The organism is Geomicrobium sp. JCM 19055, from assembly GCF_000698185.1.
Classification (GTDB): domain Bacteria; phylum Bacillota; class Bacilli; order Bacillales; family Marinococcaceae; genus Geomicrobium_A; species Geomicrobium_A sediminis.
In genome coordinates this window covers 1-19,056 of record NZ_BAXL01000029.1, presented here as the reverse complement: position 1 = coordinate 19,056, position 19,056 = coordinate 1, and the positions used below count along the sequence as shown (strand labels likewise).

General features: G+C 41.9%; 19 protein-coding genes, 6 pseudogenes and 1 riboswitch. Of the genes and pseudogenes, 18 read left to right on the top strand and 7 right to left on the bottom strand.

What is annotated here, in order from left to right:
• A pseudogene (locus JCM19055_RS32370) lies at positions 1-108 on the top strand (hypothetical protein); the annotation flags it as partial.
• Between the two features lie 802 nt (positions 109-910).
• Here the strand turns inward: JCM19055_RS32370 and JCM19055_RS32365 are convergent.
• The 3 genes and pseudogenes from JCM19055_RS32365 to JCM19055_RS24815 form a co-directional block, all read right to left on the bottom strand.
• A pseudogene (locus JCM19055_RS32365) lies at positions 911-1,938 on the bottom strand (acyl-CoA dehydrogenase family protein); the annotation flags it as partial.
• Between the two features lie 243 nt (positions 1,939-2,181).
• Complete coding sequence (locus tag JCM19055_RS20095; RefSeq protein WP_052366596.1) at positions 2,182-3,276, bottom strand: sigma-54-dependent Fis family transcriptional regulator; 1,095 nt, start codon at positions 3,274-3,276, stop codon at positions 2,182-2,184.
• A gap of 10 nt (positions 3,277-3,286) precedes the next feature.
• Positions 3,287-3,541, bottom strand: coding sequence for a PAS domain S-box protein (locus JCM19055_RS24815; RefSeq protein ID WP_052366595.1), 255 nt, complete (start codon positions 3,539-3,541; stop codon positions 3,287-3,289).
• Between the two features lie 234 nt (positions 3,542-3,775).
• On the opposite strand from JCM19055_RS24815, the gene JCM19055_RS20090 reads away from it, so the two are divergent.
• From JCM19055_RS20090 to JCM19055_RS20050, 10 genes and pseudogenes are all read left to right on the top strand, one after another.
• Complete coding sequence (locus JCM19055_RS20090; RefSeq protein ID WP_152549997.1) at positions 3,776-4,156, top strand: hypothetical protein; 381 nt, start codon at positions 3,776-3,778, stop codon at positions 4,154-4,156.
• Positions 4,153-4,347, top strand: coding sequence for a hypothetical protein (locus JCM19055_RS20085; protein ID WP_042361020.1), 195 nt, complete (start codon positions 4,153-4,155; stop codon positions 4,345-4,347). The genes JCM19055_RS20090 and JCM19055_RS20085 overlap by 4 nt, the downstream gene beginning before the upstream one ends.
• A 79-nt stretch (positions 4,348-4,426) precedes the next feature.
• Entirely contained in the window at positions 4,427-4,762 is a 336-nt protein-coding gene (locus tag JCM19055_RS20080) for an MTH1187 family thiamine-binding protein (RefSeq protein WP_042361019.1), read from the top strand.
• Between the two features lie 131 nt (positions 4,763-4,893).
• Positions 4,894-5,041, top strand: a riboswitch (FMN riboswitch).
• Between the two features lie 187 nt (positions 5,042-5,228).
• Positions 5,229-6,275, top strand: coding sequence for a bifunctional diaminohydroxyphosphoribosylaminopyrimidine deaminase/5-amino-6-(5-phosphoribosylamino)uracil reductase RibD (gene ribD / locus JCM19055_RS20075; protein ID WP_081833860.1), 1,047 nt, complete (start codon positions 5,229-5,231; stop codon positions 6,273-6,275).
• 48 nt (positions 6,276-6,323) lie between these two features.
• Positions 6,324-6,707, top strand: a complete 384-nt coding sequence (locus tag JCM19055_RS30570) for a riboflavin synthase (protein ID WP_265182411.1) — start codon at positions 6,324-6,326, stop codon at positions 6,705-6,707.
• 7 nt (positions 6,708-6,714) lie between these two features.
• Positions 6,715-6,852: a hypothetical protein gene (locus JCM19055_RS30565; RefSeq protein WP_305047356.1), complete on the top strand. Its 138-nt coding sequence runs from the start codon at positions 6,715-6,717 to the stop codon at positions 6,850-6,852.
• Positions 6,849-8,039, top strand: coding sequence for a bifunctional 3,4-dihydroxy-2-butanone-4-phosphate synthase/GTP cyclohydrolase II (locus JCM19055_RS20065; protein WP_042361018.1), 1,191 nt, complete (start codon positions 6,849-6,851; stop codon positions 8,037-8,039). Before JCM19055_RS30565 ends, JCM19055_RS20065 begins: the two co-directional genes overlap by 4 nt.
• A gap of 17 nt (positions 8,040-8,056) precedes the next feature.
• On the top strand, positions 8,057-8,542 hold the full coding sequence (ribH, locus tag JCM19055_RS20060) for a 6,7-dimethyl-8-ribityllumazine synthase (RefSeq protein ID WP_042361017.1): 486 nt from the start codon (positions 8,057-8,059) through the stop codon (positions 8,540-8,542).
• A gap of 75 nt (positions 8,543-8,617) precedes the next feature.
• Positions 8,618-9,022, top strand: a complete 405-nt coding sequence (locus JCM19055_RS20055) for an NUDIX hydrolase (RefSeq protein ID WP_042361016.1) — start codon at positions 8,618-8,620, stop codon at positions 9,020-9,022.
• A gap of 141 nt (positions 9,023-9,163) precedes the next feature.
• Positions 9,164-10,722 (top strand): annotated as a pseudogene (locus JCM19055_RS20050) (acyl-CoA synthetase).
• A 32-nt stretch (positions 10,723-10,754) separates the two neighbouring features.
• Here JCM19055_RS20050 and JCM19055_RS20045 read toward each other — a convergent pair.
• Positions 10,755-11,636, bottom strand: coding sequence for a glycine betaine ABC transporter substrate-binding protein (locus JCM19055_RS20045; RefSeq protein ID WP_042361015.1), 882 nt, complete (start codon positions 11,634-11,636; stop codon positions 10,755-10,757).
• Between the two features lie 279 nt (positions 11,637-11,915).
• Here JCM19055_RS20045 and JCM19055_RS20040 point away from each other — a divergent pair, with 279 nt between their 5' ends.
• The 6 genes and pseudogenes from JCM19055_RS20040 to JCM19055_RS24810 all read left to right on the top strand — a co-directional run bounded on the left by JCM19055_RS20040 (position 11,916) and on the right by JCM19055_RS24810 (position 16,754).
• The gene (locus tag JCM19055_RS20040; protein ID WP_042361013.1) at positions 11,916-12,299 is read left to right on the top strand and encodes a GntR family transcriptional regulator; all 384 of its coding nucleotides are present in this window, start codon (positions 11,916-11,918) and stop codon (positions 12,297-12,299) included.
• Positions 12,296-12,812, top strand: a pseudogene (locus JCM19055_RS32360) (ATP-binding cassette domain-containing protein). Before JCM19055_RS20040 ends, JCM19055_RS32360 begins: the two are co-directional and overlap by 4 nt.
• The gene (locus tag JCM19055_RS30550) at positions 12,769-13,176 is read left to right on the top strand and encodes a hypothetical protein (RefSeq protein WP_265182408.1); all 408 of its coding nucleotides are present in this window, start codon (positions 12,769-12,771) and stop codon (positions 13,174-13,176) included. The pseudogene JCM19055_RS32360 and the gene JCM19055_RS30550 overlap by 44 nt, the downstream one beginning before the upstream one ends.
• The gene (locus JCM19055_RS20025; RefSeq protein ID WP_042361010.1) at positions 13,166-14,101 is read left to right on the top strand and encodes an ABC transporter permease; all 936 of its coding nucleotides are present in this window, start codon (positions 13,166-13,168) and stop codon (positions 14,099-14,101) included. The genes JCM19055_RS30550 and JCM19055_RS20025 overlap by 11 nt, the downstream gene beginning before the upstream one ends.
• 205 nt (positions 14,102-14,306) lie before the next feature.
• Positions 14,307-14,972: an N-6 DNA methylase gene (locus tag JCM19055_RS20020; protein WP_052366594.1), complete on the top strand. Its 666-nt coding sequence runs from the start codon at positions 14,307-14,309 to the stop codon at positions 14,970-14,972.
• 66 nt (positions 14,973-15,038) lie between these two features.
• Complete coding sequence (locus JCM19055_RS24810; protein ID WP_052366593.1) at positions 15,039-16,754, top strand: SDR family oxidoreductase; 1,716 nt, start codon at positions 15,039-15,041, stop codon at positions 16,752-16,754.
• A gap of 28 nt (positions 16,755-16,782) precedes the next feature.
• Here JCM19055_RS24810 and JCM19055_RS30545 read toward each other — a convergent pair.
• The 3 genes and pseudogenes from JCM19055_RS30545 to JCM19055_RS30535 form a co-directional block, all read right to left on the bottom strand.
• A pseudogene (locus tag JCM19055_RS30545) lies at positions 16,783-17,883 on the bottom strand (ABC-F family ATP-binding cassette domain-containing protein); the annotation flags it as partial.
• Between the two features lie 22 nt (positions 17,884-17,905).
• Positions 17,906-18,148 (bottom strand): hypothetical protein, encoded by a 243-nt coding sequence (locus JCM19055_RS30540; RefSeq protein WP_052366591.1) that lies wholly within the window; start codon positions 18,146-18,148, stop codon positions 17,906-17,908.
• Positions 18,149-18,162: 14 nt separating this feature from the next.
• Positions 18,163-18,255: a hypothetical protein gene (locus tag JCM19055_RS30535; protein ID WP_265182406.1), complete on the bottom strand. Its 93-nt coding sequence runs from the start codon at positions 18,253-18,255 to the stop codon at positions 18,163-18,165.
• 549 nt (positions 18,256-18,804) lie between these two features.
• On the opposite strand from JCM19055_RS30535, the pseudogene JCM19055_RS20005 reads away from it, so the two are divergent.
• Positions 18,805-19,056, top strand: a pseudogene (locus tag JCM19055_RS20005) (hypothetical protein); the annotation flags it as partial.

Below are 19,056 nucleotides of genomic sequence, written 5' to 3'. Positions count from 1 at the left end.
AAAATGATTGAGTTTCGAAAAGAATTGCCGAAAACAAACGTCGGTAAAGTATTACGACGCAAGTTAGCTGAAGAACATCGTGAACGTCTTAAAGCGAATGGTAATTAAGGAGCTTTAGCGCGAGAATATGAAATCAAGTTGATTGTAATAAATAAAAAAAAGCCCAGTTATGGGCTTTCAGGTTGTTGAGAGTCTTAAATGTACCAAATGAGTACTCGTAAATGAGCAAGCGGCTTCTGTGGCTACGCTTGCCGCGGGCGTTGCCTCAGCTATCGTGCTTCGCACGATGATCTCGGCTAACGCTACTCCCGCAGGCGTCTTCGCCACGACAGCCGCTTTTATACGGCATGTTGAGTTTACAAAAGCAAAAGTAAAATGTATAACTTCGATACTTTGAAATCTATAAGTCATTAACTCTTCACTTCATTTATACAAGAACAGCACTTTTTTTCGACACTCTGAAAGCCCAGTTATGGGCTTTTTTTATTTATTAGGGGGGTATACTTTGTTAGATACAAATACTCCTGTGAAAACACCAAGTGTAGTAATTATGACGGTTACAATTGTATGGTACGGTGACGGGAGGTCAACTAAATAAAAGAAAGGAAACCCTAGCACTAGAAACACAAACCTGCTGTTAGTGCCGACACTCCTGCTGGGGTTTGAAATGCGCCACCCCGTTTATTCGTCATAAGTATCGCTCCTTACTCCTACATTAAGTATCGTTTCTGAAGTTAGTAGTCAGCGTACCATAAGAATGAGAGTTGCGATATTTCATAATTGTTAAGGATAGGAACTTCTTATGAAGCCATGTAGTGAAGATCCTGGTGGTTAATATGCTCTCTCATATTGGAAATTAAAAGCCCCTGCAAGTAAATACATGCTTTTGCAGGGGACTAAATGGTTGTTACGATTTAAAAATATAGTTGCCGATAATGACACGCTGGATTTGATTTGTTCCTTCGTAAATCTGAGTAATTTTAGCGTCACGCATCATTCGTTCTACAGGATATTCTTTAATGAACCCGTAGCCACCAAGGAGTTGAACCGCATCTGTCGTGACACTCATGGCCATATCAGAGGCAAAGCATTTGGCCATGGAAGAGTGTAGAGCAACGTCTTGTTCACCTTGATCGAGCTTTGTAGCTGCTTGATAGACGAGAAGCCTCGCCGCTTCAATCTTCATACGCATATCTGCCGCCATCGCTTGAATCATTTGGAAGTTGTCCAAGGTTTTCCCGAACTGTTTACGATTTTTAACGTAATCAATCGCATAATCATACGCGCCTTGCGCAATTCCAACCGCTTGTGCACCAACGACAGGGCGGGTTTCATTAAAGACATTCATGAGTATTTTGAAGCCTTTCCCTTCGTCTCCAAGCATATTCTCCTTCGGAACACGAACATTGTCTAGAAACACTTCACGAGTCACAGAGCCGCGAATCCCCATCTTATCTTCTTTGTTTCCAAACGTGAGTCCTTCCATTCCTTTTTCGGCAATGAACAGTGTGATGCCATTTGTACGGTCCTCGGATGTTCTCGTTACGAACACATAGATTTCTGATTCACCGGCATTCGTAATAAACACTTTCTGCCATTTAAAAGATAATCATCGCCATCTTTCGTTGCTGTTGTCGTTAAACTTGAAACGTCTGAGCCAGAAGAAGGCTCTGTAATTCCAAATGATCCGAGAACTTCTCCCCTTGCAAGACGTGGAATGTATTTTTGTTTTTGCTCTTCGGTTCCTGCAAGTAAGAATGGAGCCATCGTTAATGCTTGTGTAGACAGTGCAACGCTCGTTGACGCACAAGCACTAGCAATTTCTTCGATAACGGCAACGTGACTTAACATGTCGCTACCTGCTCCGCCATATTCTTCAGGCACATGAACACCAAATAGCCCATTTTCAGCGAGGACTCGGATGTTTTCCCACGGCATTTCACCGAGTCGGTCGACTTCTTCAGCGTGTTTTGCAACGACGTCACGAGCGATTTTTTTTCGCAACGTCTTTCATCATTTTTTTGTTCTTCAAGTAACATCAGTTAGCGAACTCCTTTGTTGTAAGTTTGAGATTATAAAATGCAAAAAGCATGCCACCTCATGATGTGAATGAATCAGCATAAATCGATGAAGTGGTGAAAAAAAGCACCAAAACCCGGTGTGATAATGCACCGGATTTTGTTACAACTCGTACCGCTGAATCTTTCTAACTAACGTTGAGTGATCAACTCGAAGAACTTTGGCGGCTTCACGAATTGAAGTACTGTGACGAAGCACTTTTTGAATATGCTCTTTTTCTGCCTGTTCTTTGACATGCTTTAATGAATGAATCGGGCCGTCTAACGTAGAGGGTTCAGGGTTTTGACGAATCTCACTCGGTAGCGAATCAACGTCAATTTCAGGACGTTCAGTTAAGATGACTAAATGTTCAAGAAGGTTTTCTAGTTGCCGTATATTACCCGGCCAACTGTAATGATAAAAGGCTTCAATCACGTCTTCAGTCACAACATTCTTTTTATGATATTTACGATTATATTTCGCTAAAAAGTAGTCGACGAGTGGACGTATATCTTTTTTTTCGTTCCCGTAGCGCGGAATCGAAATCGGAATTACTTGTAAGCGATAATAAAGATCTACGCGAAACTGGCCTGCTTGTACAAGGTCATCTAAATTTTTGTTCGTTGCGGCTATGAACCGTACGTCTAACTTTCTCGGCTTCGTTCCACCGACGCGGGTGACTTCATTGGTTTGTAAGACACGTAGTAATTTAACTTGCAAATGTAATGGCATTTCTCCGATTTCATCTAGCAATAATGTTCCACCATTTGCGGCTTCAAGTAGTCCTTCACGTGACGATTGGGCGCCTGTAAATGCACCTTTTTCATACCCAAAGAGTTCAGATTCAATCAAGTTCTCAGGAATTGCTCCGCAGTTAATTTGAATGTAAGCAGCATCGTGGCGGTTACTTTGCTTGTGAATGTTTTTGGCAATAATCTCTTTACCGACACCAGATTCACCAATAATTGTAATGACAGCATCTGTGTTCGCGACTTTTGTAACGAGATCTTGTAGGTGCTTTGTACTTTGTGATTCACCAATCCAATCATCCGTATGTAAAAACTGTGAGCGTAGTTGCTTTAGTTCGGTATATTTCATTTCCATATTTCGCATGTGTTCGGTATACAAGTGATTTAAAGAAGAGAGATCATAATAGTTTGCAATGAAACATTGAATCTCACCGTTACTTCGGTAAACCGGCTTACTCGTAATGAACACTTTCGCATCGTTATGTAGTTTTTGAAAGATTGTGAGCGGATTTTTTTTGGAGTACTTCCATCGATTGTTTAATAATAATTCCTGCTTCTTCCATTTCTTTCGGCGTTTTACCTACTATCTCTTCAAGGGGGGCACCAGAAATTTCTGACACCCGTTCATTTGCATAAAATATTCGACCTTCTAAGTCAGAAAGTAGAATGCCTACATACGATTGGTCGATGCTTCTCATGAAATCTACTTCATTGAGCATGGTAAGGTGGTGCATACAGTCACCTCTACGTTTTCATAATGGTATTAGTTTATCACGAAAGGAATTGTTATGTTCAGAAATATTTTAAAACATTGAAGGATCACCAGCATTAAGTTTAACAAGTGTGATTGAGGGAACATTCTAATAATAAGACTTTTTGTGGAGGGATTAACGATTCGATATCCGACTTGGGTCATTGTTCCGATAAGCGTGGTAGCACTTAGTGGGTGCAATCAGGTGGAGCAACAAGTGCAACAATTGGGTGAAGAATACGCAATCACAATGGCTACAGAGGAAGCCACAGAAGAAGAACAAGAAGAGTTATTGGAATTAGACGTTGAACAAGTGGAACATATGCTGATGTACATTCGAGAATCGCTTGATAAAGAAAAAGCGGAATCCGTCTCTCTATCTAATCCACCATACCGATTAAGAGCTGGCGGTACAACTTCTGTAGAATTGGAAACCCAATATGACCCTGATGAAAATGATCATCCGTTTCACATTAAGCGTCATTTTTCATTTGCCTATGAGCTAGAGGAAAGTGACGTTGACCTAGCTCTCGCAGAGGATGAGGAGTTGCCAAGTTTTGCAGGGTTAATCAAGAAGCGTCTTTTATTACGGGAATGATACCAGGTCTTGAGTGGCATGAATTAACCGCGCAAGTTAGTCCAGTCGGTTATGAAGATTCACAGGAGTTGTCGTTCTCAACGATTGGAGAGTGGCGTGGGGAGTTTATTTATGAAGATCAAAAGGTCGTGTTTACTGCTGAAGATGAATGGGCAGGAGTCATGAGCGTTGAAGAGTGGACACAAGATTAACTTTCTCAGTTTTAGAGAAAAGGGAGAAGGGTAAAGCCAACTACAATCACGTTCATTCTATAAAACGGAGGGTTCACTCATGGCATTTGCAGATGTGACATTAACTCCAATCGGAGAAGGAACAGCGAGTTTCTCACAAGAAATCGCTCACTTTCATGAAGTGTTAGATCGTTATGATGGTATTACGTATGAGAAAACATCGATGAGTACGATCATTGAAGGCGATATGAACGATTTATGGGTTGTTTTGCAAGAGCTACACAAGACAGCTGTAAATCGAGACTGGGAACGGATTTCGATGAACGTTCGGATCGATGATCGCAGAGACGGTAAAGAGCAGAGCATCGAAGGTAAAAAAACTATCTGTACAATCTCAGAAAGCGTAGCTTTTGACATAATAAGCATAGGTTTTTAACCTATGCTTATTTTATTTGAATAGTAAAGGTGACGTATCGTTTAAATGAGCAACGATAGAAATTAGTTTGAAAATGTCTATTGATTTTTCTGAATGCTAGTCGTATAGTGTTTGTATACAATTTTATAGATCTACAACTTCGGGGCAGGGTGAAATTCCCTACCGGCGGTGATAAGGCGAAAGCCTTTCAGTCCGTGACCCGGGTCGAATGTTTTCGATTCGGTGGATCTGGTGAAACTCCAGAGCCGACAGTTAAAGTCTGGATGGGAGAAGTGAGGAAACGGTACAACTGAGCGAGTATGCTTAGCTTATTTGTTATACCGTACGAATGGCACACGTGTATGCGTAGGTGCTCACTTTAACGATTTCTTAAACTTCCTGAAGTTCTCTTCAGGAAGTTTTTTTGATGCCAATTTAGAGGTGTAGAGGAAAGGGAGAAAATGTCTAACCAGAATGAGTATATGAAATTTGCTTTAGAGCAAGCCAAGATGGTAAGTGGCAAACGTCTCCAAATCCGACGGTCGGTGCAGTCATTGTGAACGAAGGTGAGATTGTTGGCGTCGGTGCACATTTACGAGCGGGAGAAGCTCACGCTGAGATTCATGCTCTTCAAATGGCTGGTGAACGAGCGAGAGGATCAACGTTATATGTCACGTTAGAACCGTGTCAACATCAGGGACGAACGGGACCGTGTACAACAGCAATAATTCAAGCAAATGTATCCCAAGTCGTCATCGCCATGCTTGATCCAAATCCTGAAATGCAAGGAAAGAGTGTGAAAGTGCTTGAACGTTCAGGAATTACTGTTGATGTTGGTATGCTTGAAGAAGAGGCAAGGCGTATGAATCGTGCATATATTCACTGGATGAAAACGAAAAAGCCTTACGTCACCTTGAAAATGGCGGGTTCATTGGATGGCAAGACGGCTACCTCACAAGGGGAAAGTCAGTGGATTACAAGCCAAGCTTCAAGAAGTGATGGTCATGTGGAAAGAAAGAATCATGATGCCATTCTCGTTGGGGTTGAAACGGTGATTCAAGACAACCCAGCACTTACGTCAAGAGATCCTTACGTGCAACCAATTCGAGTCGTTTTGGATCGTAATTTACGCATTCCAAGGAGCTCAAAGTTATTAACCGACACTTATCCAACGATTATTTATACGGAACAACCGTCAGTTTTTGAAACAACGAAACAAATCGTTACGCTTTCAAAAGTAACACCCGAATCTGTTTTACAAGACTTAGGGAATCGCAATGTTATATCGCTATTAGTAGAGGGTGGAGCAACGATCCATGGTGCTTTCTTTGCGGATCGTGTTGTACAAAGAACGATTACTTATCTAGCTCCGAAACTAATTGGTGGAACAAATGCTCATGGTTTTATAGCAGGCAGCGGTGCGGTACAGCTTAAGGATGCACTTCAAGTGACATATGAGCGTATTGAACACATTGATGGAGATATAAAAATAACAGCGATTGTAGGTGAAGAGGATGTTTACAGGCATTGTTGAAGAGGTTGGCACGATTGAAGAACTTGAGACGTTCAAGATTCAATAACAGTGACCATCCGGGCAAACGTCGTATTAGAGGATGTGCAAATTGGTGACAGCATCTCTGTTTCTGGCGTCTGTTTGACCGTTCGTACGCACACGAAGACGACATTTACAGCAGACATTATGCAAGAAACGTTACTTCATTCAACACTGAACCATTTGAATAAAGGTAATACTGTGAATCTTGAAAGATCAATGCGTATGAATGATCGCGTCGGCGGACATTTTGTTGCAGGTCATGTAGATGGCACGGGAACGATTCAACAGATGACGGAGTTAGAAGGTTCAACCCTTTATGAAGTCGCTGTTCCTGAGCAATTGACGAAGTACATGATAAAAAAAAGGTTCGGTTGCAATCAACGGTACAAGTTTAACAATTGCAGATATTAAAGAGAACGTGATGACTGTATCCATCATTCCCCATACAAAAGACGTGACACAATTCCAAACCATTATGGTCGGAGACTCAGTGAATCTTGAGGTTGATCAACTTGGGAAATACGTGGAGAAGTTACTCGAAAGGAGAACCTCATGACTTTCCATACAATTGACGAAGCAATCGATACGTTGCGAGCAGGAGGAATGGTCATCGTCTGTGATCGGGAAGACCGTGAAAATGAAGGCGATTTAGTCGCACTTGGTGATCGAATTACGACCGAGACCGTCAATTTTATGGCGACACATGCTCGTGGACTCATTTGTGCCCCGATTACAAAAGCGATTGCGAAGCGCTTGCGCTTGCCACTCATGACGGATGAATCAACCGACCCACATGAAACAGCTTTTACGATTAGTGTTGATCATGCATCAAGTACGACAGGAATCTCGGCTGAAGAACGGGCAACGACAATTCAAGCACTCGCAAACGATTATACTTCCGAGTTTGATATGCAGCGTCCAGGCCATATCTTCCCACTCATTGCAAAGAACAATGGTGTACTAGAACGAGCAGGTCACACCGAAGCAACGGTTGATCTCGCCAGGCTTGCAGGTGCAAAAGAAGTTGGTGTGATTTGCGAAATTATGAATGAAGACGGAACGATGGCGAGAGTTCCAGAGCTCTTGGAATTCTCTCAAATACATCAAATCCCTATTATTTCGATAGAAAAATTGATTGAATACCGTCAACGACAAGCAGCAGCCATCGCAGAAACGACGGAAACAGAGCTCGAAACTGAATATGGCACATTCCAGATTTACATTTTTAAAACAGACGACCATAAAGAACATATGGCCTTAGTGAAAGGTTCGCTTACGGACGCAGGCCCTATTACGACACGCATTCATTCTGAGTGCCTCACCGGTGATTTATTTCATTCTAAACATTGCGACTGCGGAGAGCAACTTCATCAAACGCTCGAAGCGATGCAACGCGAAGAAAAGGCGATTCTTCTCTATTTACGACAAGAAGGCAGGGGCATTGGCTTATTCGAGAAGATTAAAGCGTATGAGTTGCAAAAAGGTGGCTTAGATACGGTGGAAGCCAATGAAAAGCTTGGGTTCAAAGCGGATGAACGCGACTTCTCCATCGCTGGGAACATGTTACACCAGCTGGGTGTAAACACCATCTCTCTTATTACGAACAATCCAGAAAAAGTGGAGAGCATCAAATCACAAGGCATTCACGTGCATCAAGTGATTCATACGAAACCGACGATTTACCCGGCAAACGAACGCTATGTAATGACAAAACAAGAAAAGCTTGGGCATTTAATTCCCTAAGTGAAGGAGAGACTGAAATGACAACGATTCAAGGTTCAGTAGTTGGAACAAATAAGAAGGTGGCGATTATTAAAGCAAGATTTAACGAGTTTATAACGAATCAGCTGCATGAAGGTGCACTCGCGATCCTTGGACAACATGACGTTCAAGATGATCACATCGATACGATTGTCGTTCCTGGTGCAGTCGAAATCGTTTATGCTGCAAAGCAAGCGGTAGAAAGCGGGCACTATGACGGGGTAATTACGATCGGTGCCGTCATCCGCGGAGAGACACCGCACTTTGATTATGTGTGTAACATCGTTTCAAGTGGCATTACTCAGCTTAATACACGGGAGAATAGTAATTGTCCCGTGGTGTTTGGTGTCATAACGACCAATACGAATGAAGAAGCAATCGCGCGAACGGGGATTAAACACGATAATCAAGGAAGTGCAGCAGCCCGGGCAGTACTTGAAATGATAAACCTTGATGTAAAGCAGCACTCAACAGCATTGATGTAGTGGATACGCCTATCTTTTTTTTAAAGGTAGGCGTATGTTCATGTTAAGATGAAGAGCATAGAAAGGAGTGAAGATATGAAACGATTAGATGTTGTTTATGCTTTAATACGAAATCAAAACGATGAAGTCCTCATTGTAGAAAACGAAAACAGTCGCTGGAGTTTACCTGGAGGTGCTGTAGAAGAGGACGAGACGTTAGAACAAGCGCTCATTCGAGAAGTGTATGAAGAAACGGCTCTTCATGTCGAACGAAAAGGACTAGCATTAGTGAATGAGACAAAGTTTCAGGAAAGCGGTCATCATTGCGTATTTTTTACCTTTCATGTTGATGTTGTCGGAGGGACAATTGAACGCCTTTACCCGGAAGAAATTACGAAAATTGAATGGGTTTCGTGCGAGATTGCGAACGAACGGATGCCGTATCTTGCAAGTGGCATCGAGCCATTGTTCGACCAACACGTAACGTATACATACCAGTAGTAAAGTGATGTTAGCGCGCTTGCTGATCAAGTGACGCTTTTTTTGTGTTCAGAATACGACAAAACGAGACAAAAAAAATACATTGGGGGTTTCTTCTATCTGAACTATACTAATAATTAAGATAATTAAAGGGGTGAATGAATGAACACAACAACGTCTATGGACCAAATGGTAAAGCGAGTGAGAAGACAAACCTTAGGTGATCTACTCAAACGAACGAGTGCACGTATGCCAAACAAACTAGCCATCGTGTATGAAAATGAACGGTTAACGTACGAGCAATTAGCAAAGTTAGTCAATCAAACCGCATATACGTTTACGTCTAGAGGGATGAAGAAGGGGGATCGGGTAGCGCTTCTCTCGAAGAACAGCTTAGACTTTGTCGTTGTTCAGTTTGCCTTAGCAAATATTGGGGCGGTTATGGTCCCGATCAATTATATGTTAACAGCATCAGACATTCGCTACATCTTGAACCATGCAAAAATAGAAACGTTAGTCGGATCAACGGAGTATGCGCCATTATTAGAAGAATCATCAATGGAGATGACCATGGCTAACCGCTACCTGATCGACACAGACTCACAGCGAGAAGGTTGGGGAACGCTTCGTGACCAAAGAACGTCACAACCAGACACGGATAGTGAAGTTGAACTTGATGACGATGATCTGGCACAAGTGCTTTATACAAGTGGAACAGAGTCTCGACCGAAAGGAGTTATGCTCACCCATAAAAGTTTAATTAGCGAATATGTAAGCGCTATTATTGATGGCAAGATGGAAACGCGCGATGTAATGATTCAAGCATTGCCACTGTATCATTGCGCCCAACTTCATGTTTTCTTAGGCCCGAGTGTCTATCTTGGTTGCACGAATATCATATTAAGTGCTCCAAAGCCAGAAGCGATGTTTGATGCGATTGAAAAGGACGGGGCTACCCAGTTATTTTGTCCACCTACCGTCTGGATTGCGCTGTTACGTCATCCCTCTTTCGATGAACGCGATTTATCGAATTTAGAAAAGTGCTATTACGGAGCTGCGATTATGCCGAGGGAAGTCTTAAAAGAGTTATCTACTCGTCTACCAAATGCTCGTTTTTGGAATTTCTACGGCCAGACAGAAATCGCACCGCTCGCAACGGCATTGCAACCTGAAGATCAGCTTCGAAAACTTGGCTCAGCTGGCGTGGCTTCTTTAAATGTCGAGACGCGCATTGTTGATGATTATGATCTAGAAGTGCCACGAGGCAAATGGGTGAAATCGTACACCGAACACCACATGCGATGAAAGGGTATTTGGATGATCCGGAGAAAACGGCAGAAACGTTTAAAGGTGGATGGTTCCATAGCGGAGATTTAGGGGTTATGGATGAAGAAGGGTATGTAACAATCGTTGACCGTAAAAAGGACATGATCAATACCGGAGGCGTGAATGTCTCGAGTCGAGAAGTAGAAGAGACATTATATGAATTGGACGGCGTGTCAGAAGTTGCCGTGATTGGTACGCCTGACCCGTATTGGATTGAAGCGGTAACTGCACTCGTCGTTACGAAGGCTGGAAGTGAATTACGAGAAGAGACCGTGATGAAGTTTTGTGAAGAGCGGTTATCGAAATTTAAAATACCAAAGCAAATTAAAATCGTCCCTTCCTTACCGAAAAACCCAAGTGGAAAGATTTTGAAACGATCACTACGCGAAGACTAAAAAAACAGTGGGGTTCATGAACCCCACTGTTTTTAGTCTTCGCGTAAATCTTCAATGGAATCAATGTCCATGTAAGATGGAACAGCTAACCCGATACGAGCACCTTCTAGGTTAGGTCCAAGATCAAGGACGTCATCTTGGAACGACTCATATTGAGCAGCGTGGGTATGCGGAAGCCATGCCGCGACATGTGCATGGGCATCACCTTGTGCGACCGCTTGCCACATAATCGTAACTTCTAAATTATTGACGCTGACTTCATAACCGATTTCTTCTAGAACATGTTTAACGACAGCAGTAGACGATCGCTCTGAATCCCAAGCACCAGAAGCGAGTAGGAACTCATCTCCATCCACAGGTTCTACACCCTCAATCCACTCATCAACTACGTCACGGTTGTCAGTAATCCAATCGATAGCAGCTTCATCGTCGTCAGTTCCTTCGTAGAGTAATCCTTGGACATACCCCATATCATCTTCTGTCCAATAAAAACGATCTAACACTTCAAATGCACTCGGATGTTCTTCTTCAACACTTGGATGAACAACTGTATGAATGTCTTCGGATTCACCAAAAGCAAGCTCTGGGTCATCTAGAAACTTCAAATCATATTCAATGAATTTCCAATGGGGAGTCCAAGCCGTCACGACAATTGGTTCCTCTTCTGCATAACGGGATCCAAGTTCAGACGTCATTGCTGCATCTGAGCTAGAAAGCACATTGAAGTCTAAATCGTACGTTTCAATAGCAACATCAGTAGATGCCATAACGCCGGTTCCCGCATCGATGCCGATAATTTCATAATCTAATTGTTCTTGAACTGTTTGGTTGGATGTGTCTTCATCTCCGCAAGCAGCGAGTGTAAACGCTAGCGCCGAAGTCACACCTAGCATTGTGAACTTCTTTGTATTCATAGTGATGTACCCCTTGTATGTAATTTATTTTAAATGACTATTACATATTAAAGAGATTATTAAACTACGTCAAAGTGCTCTGTGCAGCGTGTAGCATGAAAAATCATGCTCATTCCACGGATACACTATCCACAACTTGCAGACGCCTGTTTTAAACAGAATACGCTGTTTGAAAGTGTAAACGATCTTTCAAATGATTACTTGACGTAGTCGAAGGTTTATTTTATCCTAAGTGTATTAGTTAATGTAGTACACATAGTTCACTTAAGGAGCGAAGCTATGATTAATATTGATCCATCAAGTAAAGAGCCGATTTATCGCCAAATCGTAACGGCATTTAAGGAACAAGTGGCGCGGGGGGTCTTGGAACAAAACGAGAAAATCCCTTCGGTTAGAGAATTGTCTTCGCAGATTGTCGTGAACCCGAACACGATCAGCAAAGCTTATCAAGAATTAGAGAGAGAAGGGATCATTATCACAGTTCGAGGACGGGGAACGTTCATCGCTGAACAAGTGGTTAAAGAGATCGTTTCTAAAGACATAGAAGAAGTAAAAGAAAAGGTAAAACAACTCGTACTAGAAGGGTATTACGCCGGAATTGAAAAAGAAGTGATGCAAGATTGGGTTGCTTGTTATTACAACCAGTTTGGAGGGAAATCATGATCGAAGTACGTGGACTTTCAAAGAAATTCGGGAATAAAACTGTACTAAACAACGTATCGTTTTCTGTCGGTAAAGGATCGATTACGGGAATCGTTGGACGAAACGGTGCAGGGAAAACTACGCTATTAAAGGCACTTGTCACAATCGTTGACCCTGATGAAGGAACCGTAACGGTTAACGACCAAGACATCTTCCGTGAACCAAAAGCAAAAAAACAAAGTGATGTACGTATCAGATAGTGTTGAAGCATTGAAAAACTTCTCCATTCAACAAATTACGTCATTGTACCGCGACGTCTACGATCAATTCGATGAAGCTTACTTCCAAGAACTACTGGAGCGCTTTAAAATGCCGAAAGTAAAGAAGATCAAAAACTACTCTAAAGGACGAAAAGCACTTTTCTCACTCATTCTAGCATTTGCTTCTAAACCAGAATATGTCCTGCTTGATGAACCAACAGACGGATTAGATGTCATCGTCAAAAAAAGAATTGATGCGATTTTTAGTAGATGAAGTCTCCAAAGAAGAGATGACGATAATTATCGCCACTCATCGACTGGATGAACTTGAAACGCTTTCAGATCAAATTCTCGTTATGAAAGATGGCACAATGAAAGAGACATTCCAATTGCATTCATTACAAGAAGACTATCAAAAATGGCAAGTCGTTTATCAGGAGTCGATGCCGGAAGCGCTAAAAGCGGATGTACACATCTTGAATCAGACAGGTCGAGTCTACAGTCTCTTGTTCGAAGGCGAACAAGAAGAAGGAAAAGCAAAGATTGAAGCAACGGAACCACTTTTATACGAAGCGTTACCACTATCACTAGAAGATATCTTCGTGGCGAAATTAGGAGGTGAACAAATTGCTGAATAAAGGATTACTTAAAATAGACATGCGTTCAACGTCGATGGTTTTAGGGATTCTTGCTATTCTCTTATTCTTGCAATATCCACTTCGAGCATTACTTGAATTAGAATGGCTTCGTTCAATTGCAGAAGATCCATTGAATAATCAACAAATGATCAACAGTCAATATGGTTACTTTATTGAAGATTTATTCGGTCCAAGTGCATTTTCTCTTTTTGTGATTGCAGCAATTTTAATTATAGCGGGTATGCTCATTGGATTAGAGCGGAATACGAGACGACATGATTTTAATTTGTCGCTTCCATTTTCTCGCAAAGAGATTTTTCTTACGAAAGCAACGCTAGGTGTAGGGATGATTACACTTTTGTTCTGGTTAAATATTGGATTGACACTTATCATCATTCAGTTCTCTGAGTTTAGCCAAACACTTTCTCACTTGAATGTGCTTGAAATGATGATCGTCCCGTGGATGAGTTTACTTGCCATTTTTATGTTCACGTTATTTATGGGAACAATTTCAGGAGAGATGATTTCACAAATCGTGTTGAGTGTAATCTTTCTTATTTTCCCGTATGGCTTTACGATGCTAATCGGAATTGCTTTTACGGTTCATATGGGGAATATGGGTCGCTTTTGGATTGGAATGGATGAATTTATATTAGCGTTCACAATTCCATTTCACTTATTTAACGTCTATCACGCTATTGATCACATATCAATTGTGTATATCGCTGTTTCCTTAGCAGTGTTCGTACTAAGCTTAGTAGTAGGTACGTTCTTATATGAGAAAGGAAAAAGTGAGAAAAACGGTGAATTTCTGCTTTTCCAATCTCTTGAACCGATCTTTTTAATTGGAATCGTCGCTTGTTTCGGAATGCTTGGAGGAACAATCTTCACATTCTTTATCTGGCATTCAGCGGGGCGATTTTAATCTATTGGTTTGGGGCACTAGTTGTTGGAGGTATTGCCTTTTTGATTACGAGGCGATTGCTACAAATGAATGTTACGTTAAAGACAAATAGGTAAAGGTTTGGGGTGCACTTGGTGAACGAGTGCACCTTTTATGTTTAATGATGAAAGCGTAGCGTATACAATAGTAGCAAGAGACGACGAATTCGATGATGAAAGAGGATCGTATGAATTATAAATATGAAACTGAGAATAAAGATTATCGTGATTTTGCAAGTGGAAGGGTTTTATTGAACGCTAAGAAGACGACAGCTTTCCCCATTCGGATGGCGAGTGAAATTATGCAACATTGTATCGCATCACTAGAGAAAAAGGAGAGCCTCACCCTCTATGATCCTTGTTGTGGCGGAGCACATTTATTGACGGCAATGGGGTTTATACACGGTAAAGCGATAAAATCAGTTTATGGTTCAGATTTTGATCGTGATGTGATTGAGGTTGCAACAACAAACTTGTCTTTACTTACCGACGACGGGTTAATAAAGAGGGAGAATCAGTTATCCTCTCTGTTCGATGCGTACGCGAAGGAATCTCATAAGGAAGCTCTAGAAAGTGTGGAACGATTACGAAGCATGTCTGCACAAATGACTTCACCCATTATCTCGAGTTTTACTTGGGATATTACGAGTGGGCCACCACCTGTAAACGAGAAGGCAGATATTGTCATTACCGATATCCCTTATGGGAACACAGTAGGTTGGCAGACGACGTCAAGCGATCCAGTACAAGATCTACTCGGTCACTTAGAGCCTATCATGAATAAGGAAGATTCAATCATTGCCATTGTAAGTGAGAAAAAGAAACGATCACTCATGATCGTTTTGAAAAAGTGAAAACGATGAAACACGGAAAACGGAAAGTAACCATGTTGAAGCCGAAGTAAAGAATAGGGGAGAGCGATGAACGCAGACATTTATCGTGAAGTTCAAGAGGCTTATGGTTTTAAATCAGCTCAGTTTGACTGCCTAGGAGGCTACGAAGACAACGTATTCGTTAGTGAAGAAGATGACGTTGTCATTAAGTTCCTTGATGCTTCAAGACATTCGCTAGAACAATTGCAACAAGAAGTAGATTGGATGCAATTGATGGACCGAAATGGAGTTCACGTTCCCCGTTCAGTTCTGTCTAAGAATGATAAGGCGATCGAACGAATAACCGGCATTGAACCGTGTTTTTATGTGACCGTTACAGAGCGAATTAAGGCGACAACGTCGAAGTCGTTCCTTAACGATTCTGTTCTAATTGAACGGTGGGGAAGGACGCTCGGAAAGATGCACGCGATTTCAAAGCAACATGCTGATTGGCACTCGTCGTATGCACCGTGGAATTATGATCATTGTCATCGTAATTTTATTCTGACGGCTGATCAAGACGTGCAAAGCATTTGGATCTCGTATCAAGATCAGCTCCAAGCGTTGTCTAAGACGAAAGATACGTTCGGCGTCGTTCACCATGATTTGCATCATGAGAATCTGCTTCTTCAAAACGATGATCTTTATGTTCTTGATTTTGTTGATCTTCGAAACAGTTGGTATGTATATGACATCGCGATCGCAGTGCATACAGCCCTTGAAAACAATCGTTTTCGCCAATTTGAAGAGGAACATTCCTACAAATTGCGTTTTACAGAAACGTTTCTGCGTGGTTATGAGCGGGAAACGTTATTAATAGAAGAAAGCCGGGCATTGTTACCTTTCTTTTTAAAATATCGACTCGTGTATTCGTATATGTATTTCCAGCACACACTTACCGATGCGAAAAAAATTAGAAGTTGCTCAGATCTTAAACGATATGAAAAAAAAGAATCGTATCAGGTGAAACGACCGATTCATGACAAGGAATGTGATTTGTTTATGATAAATCCGAATCTGAAGGGAAAAGCCATTCTCATTACTGGAGGTAATTCAGGAATTGGAAGTGCAATGACTGAACAGTTTGCAGAGATGGGAAGTAAAATTATCATCCACTATTATGATAAGGAAGAGAAAGCGACACAACTCGTACGCACAATTCAAGAAAGTGGCGGAGAAGCAGTTGCTATTTATGCAGATTTACGTCAAGAACAAGACATCGATCAGTTAATGGAGAAGTCCATTAAAGCATTCGGAACCGTAGATGCGCTCATCAATAATGCTGCTGCTTGTGTATTGGATACAATCTTTGATACAACAGGCGAAACGATTGATGAACATTTTGAAATGAATGCTCGTGTGCCTGTGCAACTTATGAATCGCTTTGTGCTTCTGCATAAAGAACAAAGAAAACAGGAAGGAAGCATCGTTAACATTTCAACTGATGCATCCCAAAAGTTTGCGAGGCAAATTTCTTATGGAGCAAGTAAAGCAGCATTAGAAGCTTACACAAGAAGTGTTGCAATCGAGGCAGGTCCACACGGAATCACCGTCAATTGTATTTCCCCAGGACCGACCCAGACAGGATACATTGATGACCAACTTGAAAGAATGGTGATGCCAGATATTCCGATGCGCCGACTAGGCGAGCCGAAAGATATCGCTGAAGCAGCCGTCTTTTTTTGCATCAAAACAAGCAAGATGGATTACTGGACAAGTGTTACTCGTATCTGGTGGTCATTACATTTAAGCAACCGACCATGAAAAGGAATCTTTTCATGGCCGGTTTTTTTTATTCAGAGCGTTTCATACGCGCATAATTAAAGGGTCCCTCATAACGAGTTAATTGGCCGTCTTCAAGCCAAAGAGTCGTTGATAAAGACTTGTTAAGAAAATACCGGTCGTGCGAGACAGCAATTAGAGTACCTTGGAAACTTTCAAGTGCTTCTTCGAGCATTTCCTTCGAGTCGATATCAAGGTGATTCGTCGGCTCATCGAAAACCAATACGTTATGATGCTGTTGCATCAACTGGGCAAGCCTAAGACGCATAGATTCACCACCACTTAAATCAGAAACGGACGTAAACACATCGTACCCATAAAATAGAAACTTCGCGAGAATATGCCGTGCTTCTGCCTCGGTAACCGTTGCAGCATTACGAAAAGCTGAAAGTACGGTATCTGTACTCGTACCAAACTCTAAGTGTTGGGATAAGTAGCCGATCGAAATGTTATGACCAACTGTCACTTCGCCAGAATCAACGTCATGTTGTCGCAACAACGTCTTTATAAGCGTTGATTTACCAGCACCGTTTGGACCAACAATTGCCACTCGTTCCCCGTGTCGTATATGAAGAGACACACCATTAAAAATTGGAGTGTTATCAAAGTGTTTGACGATGTTTTCGCACGTAAACACATCGTTTCCACTGCGTTGTTCGGTGTCAAAAGCTAAAGCAACTTGCTTTGTTTCAACGGGGCGCTGCAAGCGTTTAATACGATTCAAAGCTTTCTCCATGCTTTTTGCCTGACGATGCATACTTGCATTAGGTGGCTTTGCACGATTCGCCCATTCTTTTAAACGTTTAATCGTTTCTGTCATTTTCTTAATCTTTTTTTGTTGGTCTTCATAATGTTGAAATTGACGTAGAATTCTAGCTTCTCGTTCCATCACATAGTCTGTATAGTTCGTGTGATAAATGAATAGTTCACCGTGTTCAAGCTCCCATATCTTCGTCACTGTATCATCAAGAAACGTTCGATCGTGGGAGATGATGAACACACTCCCTGTGTAATCTTTAATCCATTTAGATAACCAATCCAACGCATAAATGTCGAGATGATTGGTCGGTTCATCAAGAATTAATAGATCAGGCTTTTGTAAAAGGAGTTCAGCGAGTTCGACCTTGGTTCGCTCACCCCCGCTTAAGGTCGACCAAGTTTTTTTCTAACAGGTCGGCAATACCTAACCCTGCAGCAACGCGTCGAATATTCGCCTCAGTCTCATAACCTCCTGCTTTTTCAAATTGATCCAGTAACGAGCCGTATGTGTTAAGAGTTGCTTCTAGATCCGAGGTGTTCGGGTTAGAAAGTTGGGATTCATAGTGTCGTAATTGCTGTTGCAATTGATTTAGTTCGCTAACGTTGAAGTAAATCATAGATAGTGATGTCCTCACGTGCAGGGGTTTGGGCGAGCATTCCTTTCGTTGATTCTTTTTTTCCAGCCAATCGTTCCTGTAGTAGGGTTTTCAAGACCAGCAATCAACCTTGCAAGCGTAGATTTCCCTTCACCATTTCGGCAACAAGACCAATAATTTCACCTGAATGAATTTGAAAAGATAACCCTGTGAAGATTGTAGTTCCTCCGTATATTTGCTCTACATTTTTTTTCCGTGACATACAATCATGTTCGTTCCTCCTAAAGTAGAGGAGACGTGAACATAAAAAAAGACGACGGAGAATCGCTCCGTCGCCTTCAAATCATCATGATGTGATGAATAGACACGTCTCTTCTCAGTGAATTTCCGGTATCGTTTTGTAAAAAAAGGACAGACTGATCCAATTTCAAAACGATTGCCGAAAATATCGTCCGACACCGCGACAAAAACGCACCAATTGTGCCAGACTTCCACTAAAAAGACTCATGCCTACTCACCTCCCGAACGTTTAATTACTTCTAATGTAGCGAATGTATTCAGAAAAGTAAAGAATCTATTTCGTATAAGGTAGTGAAAGTGGGCGTAAAGAGCAACGTGTGAAATGTCGCTAAAACCGTTGTGAAAAGTGAACAGAGCTGATAAATTATTTTGGGCGCGTGTTCGGATCAAGGGTAGGAGAGCGCGGAACAAGAGAAGACGAGCGTGGAACAAGAGAAGACGAGCGTGGAACAAGACGGGGCAAGCGCGGAGCAAGAGAAGGTGAGCACGGAACAAGAGAAGGCGAGTGCGGAACAAGAGAAGGCAAGCACGGAACAAGAGAAGGCAAGCGCGGAACAAGAGAAGGCAAGCGCGGATCAAGAGGAGACGAGCACGGAACAAGAGAAGGCAAGCGCGGAACAAGACAAGGC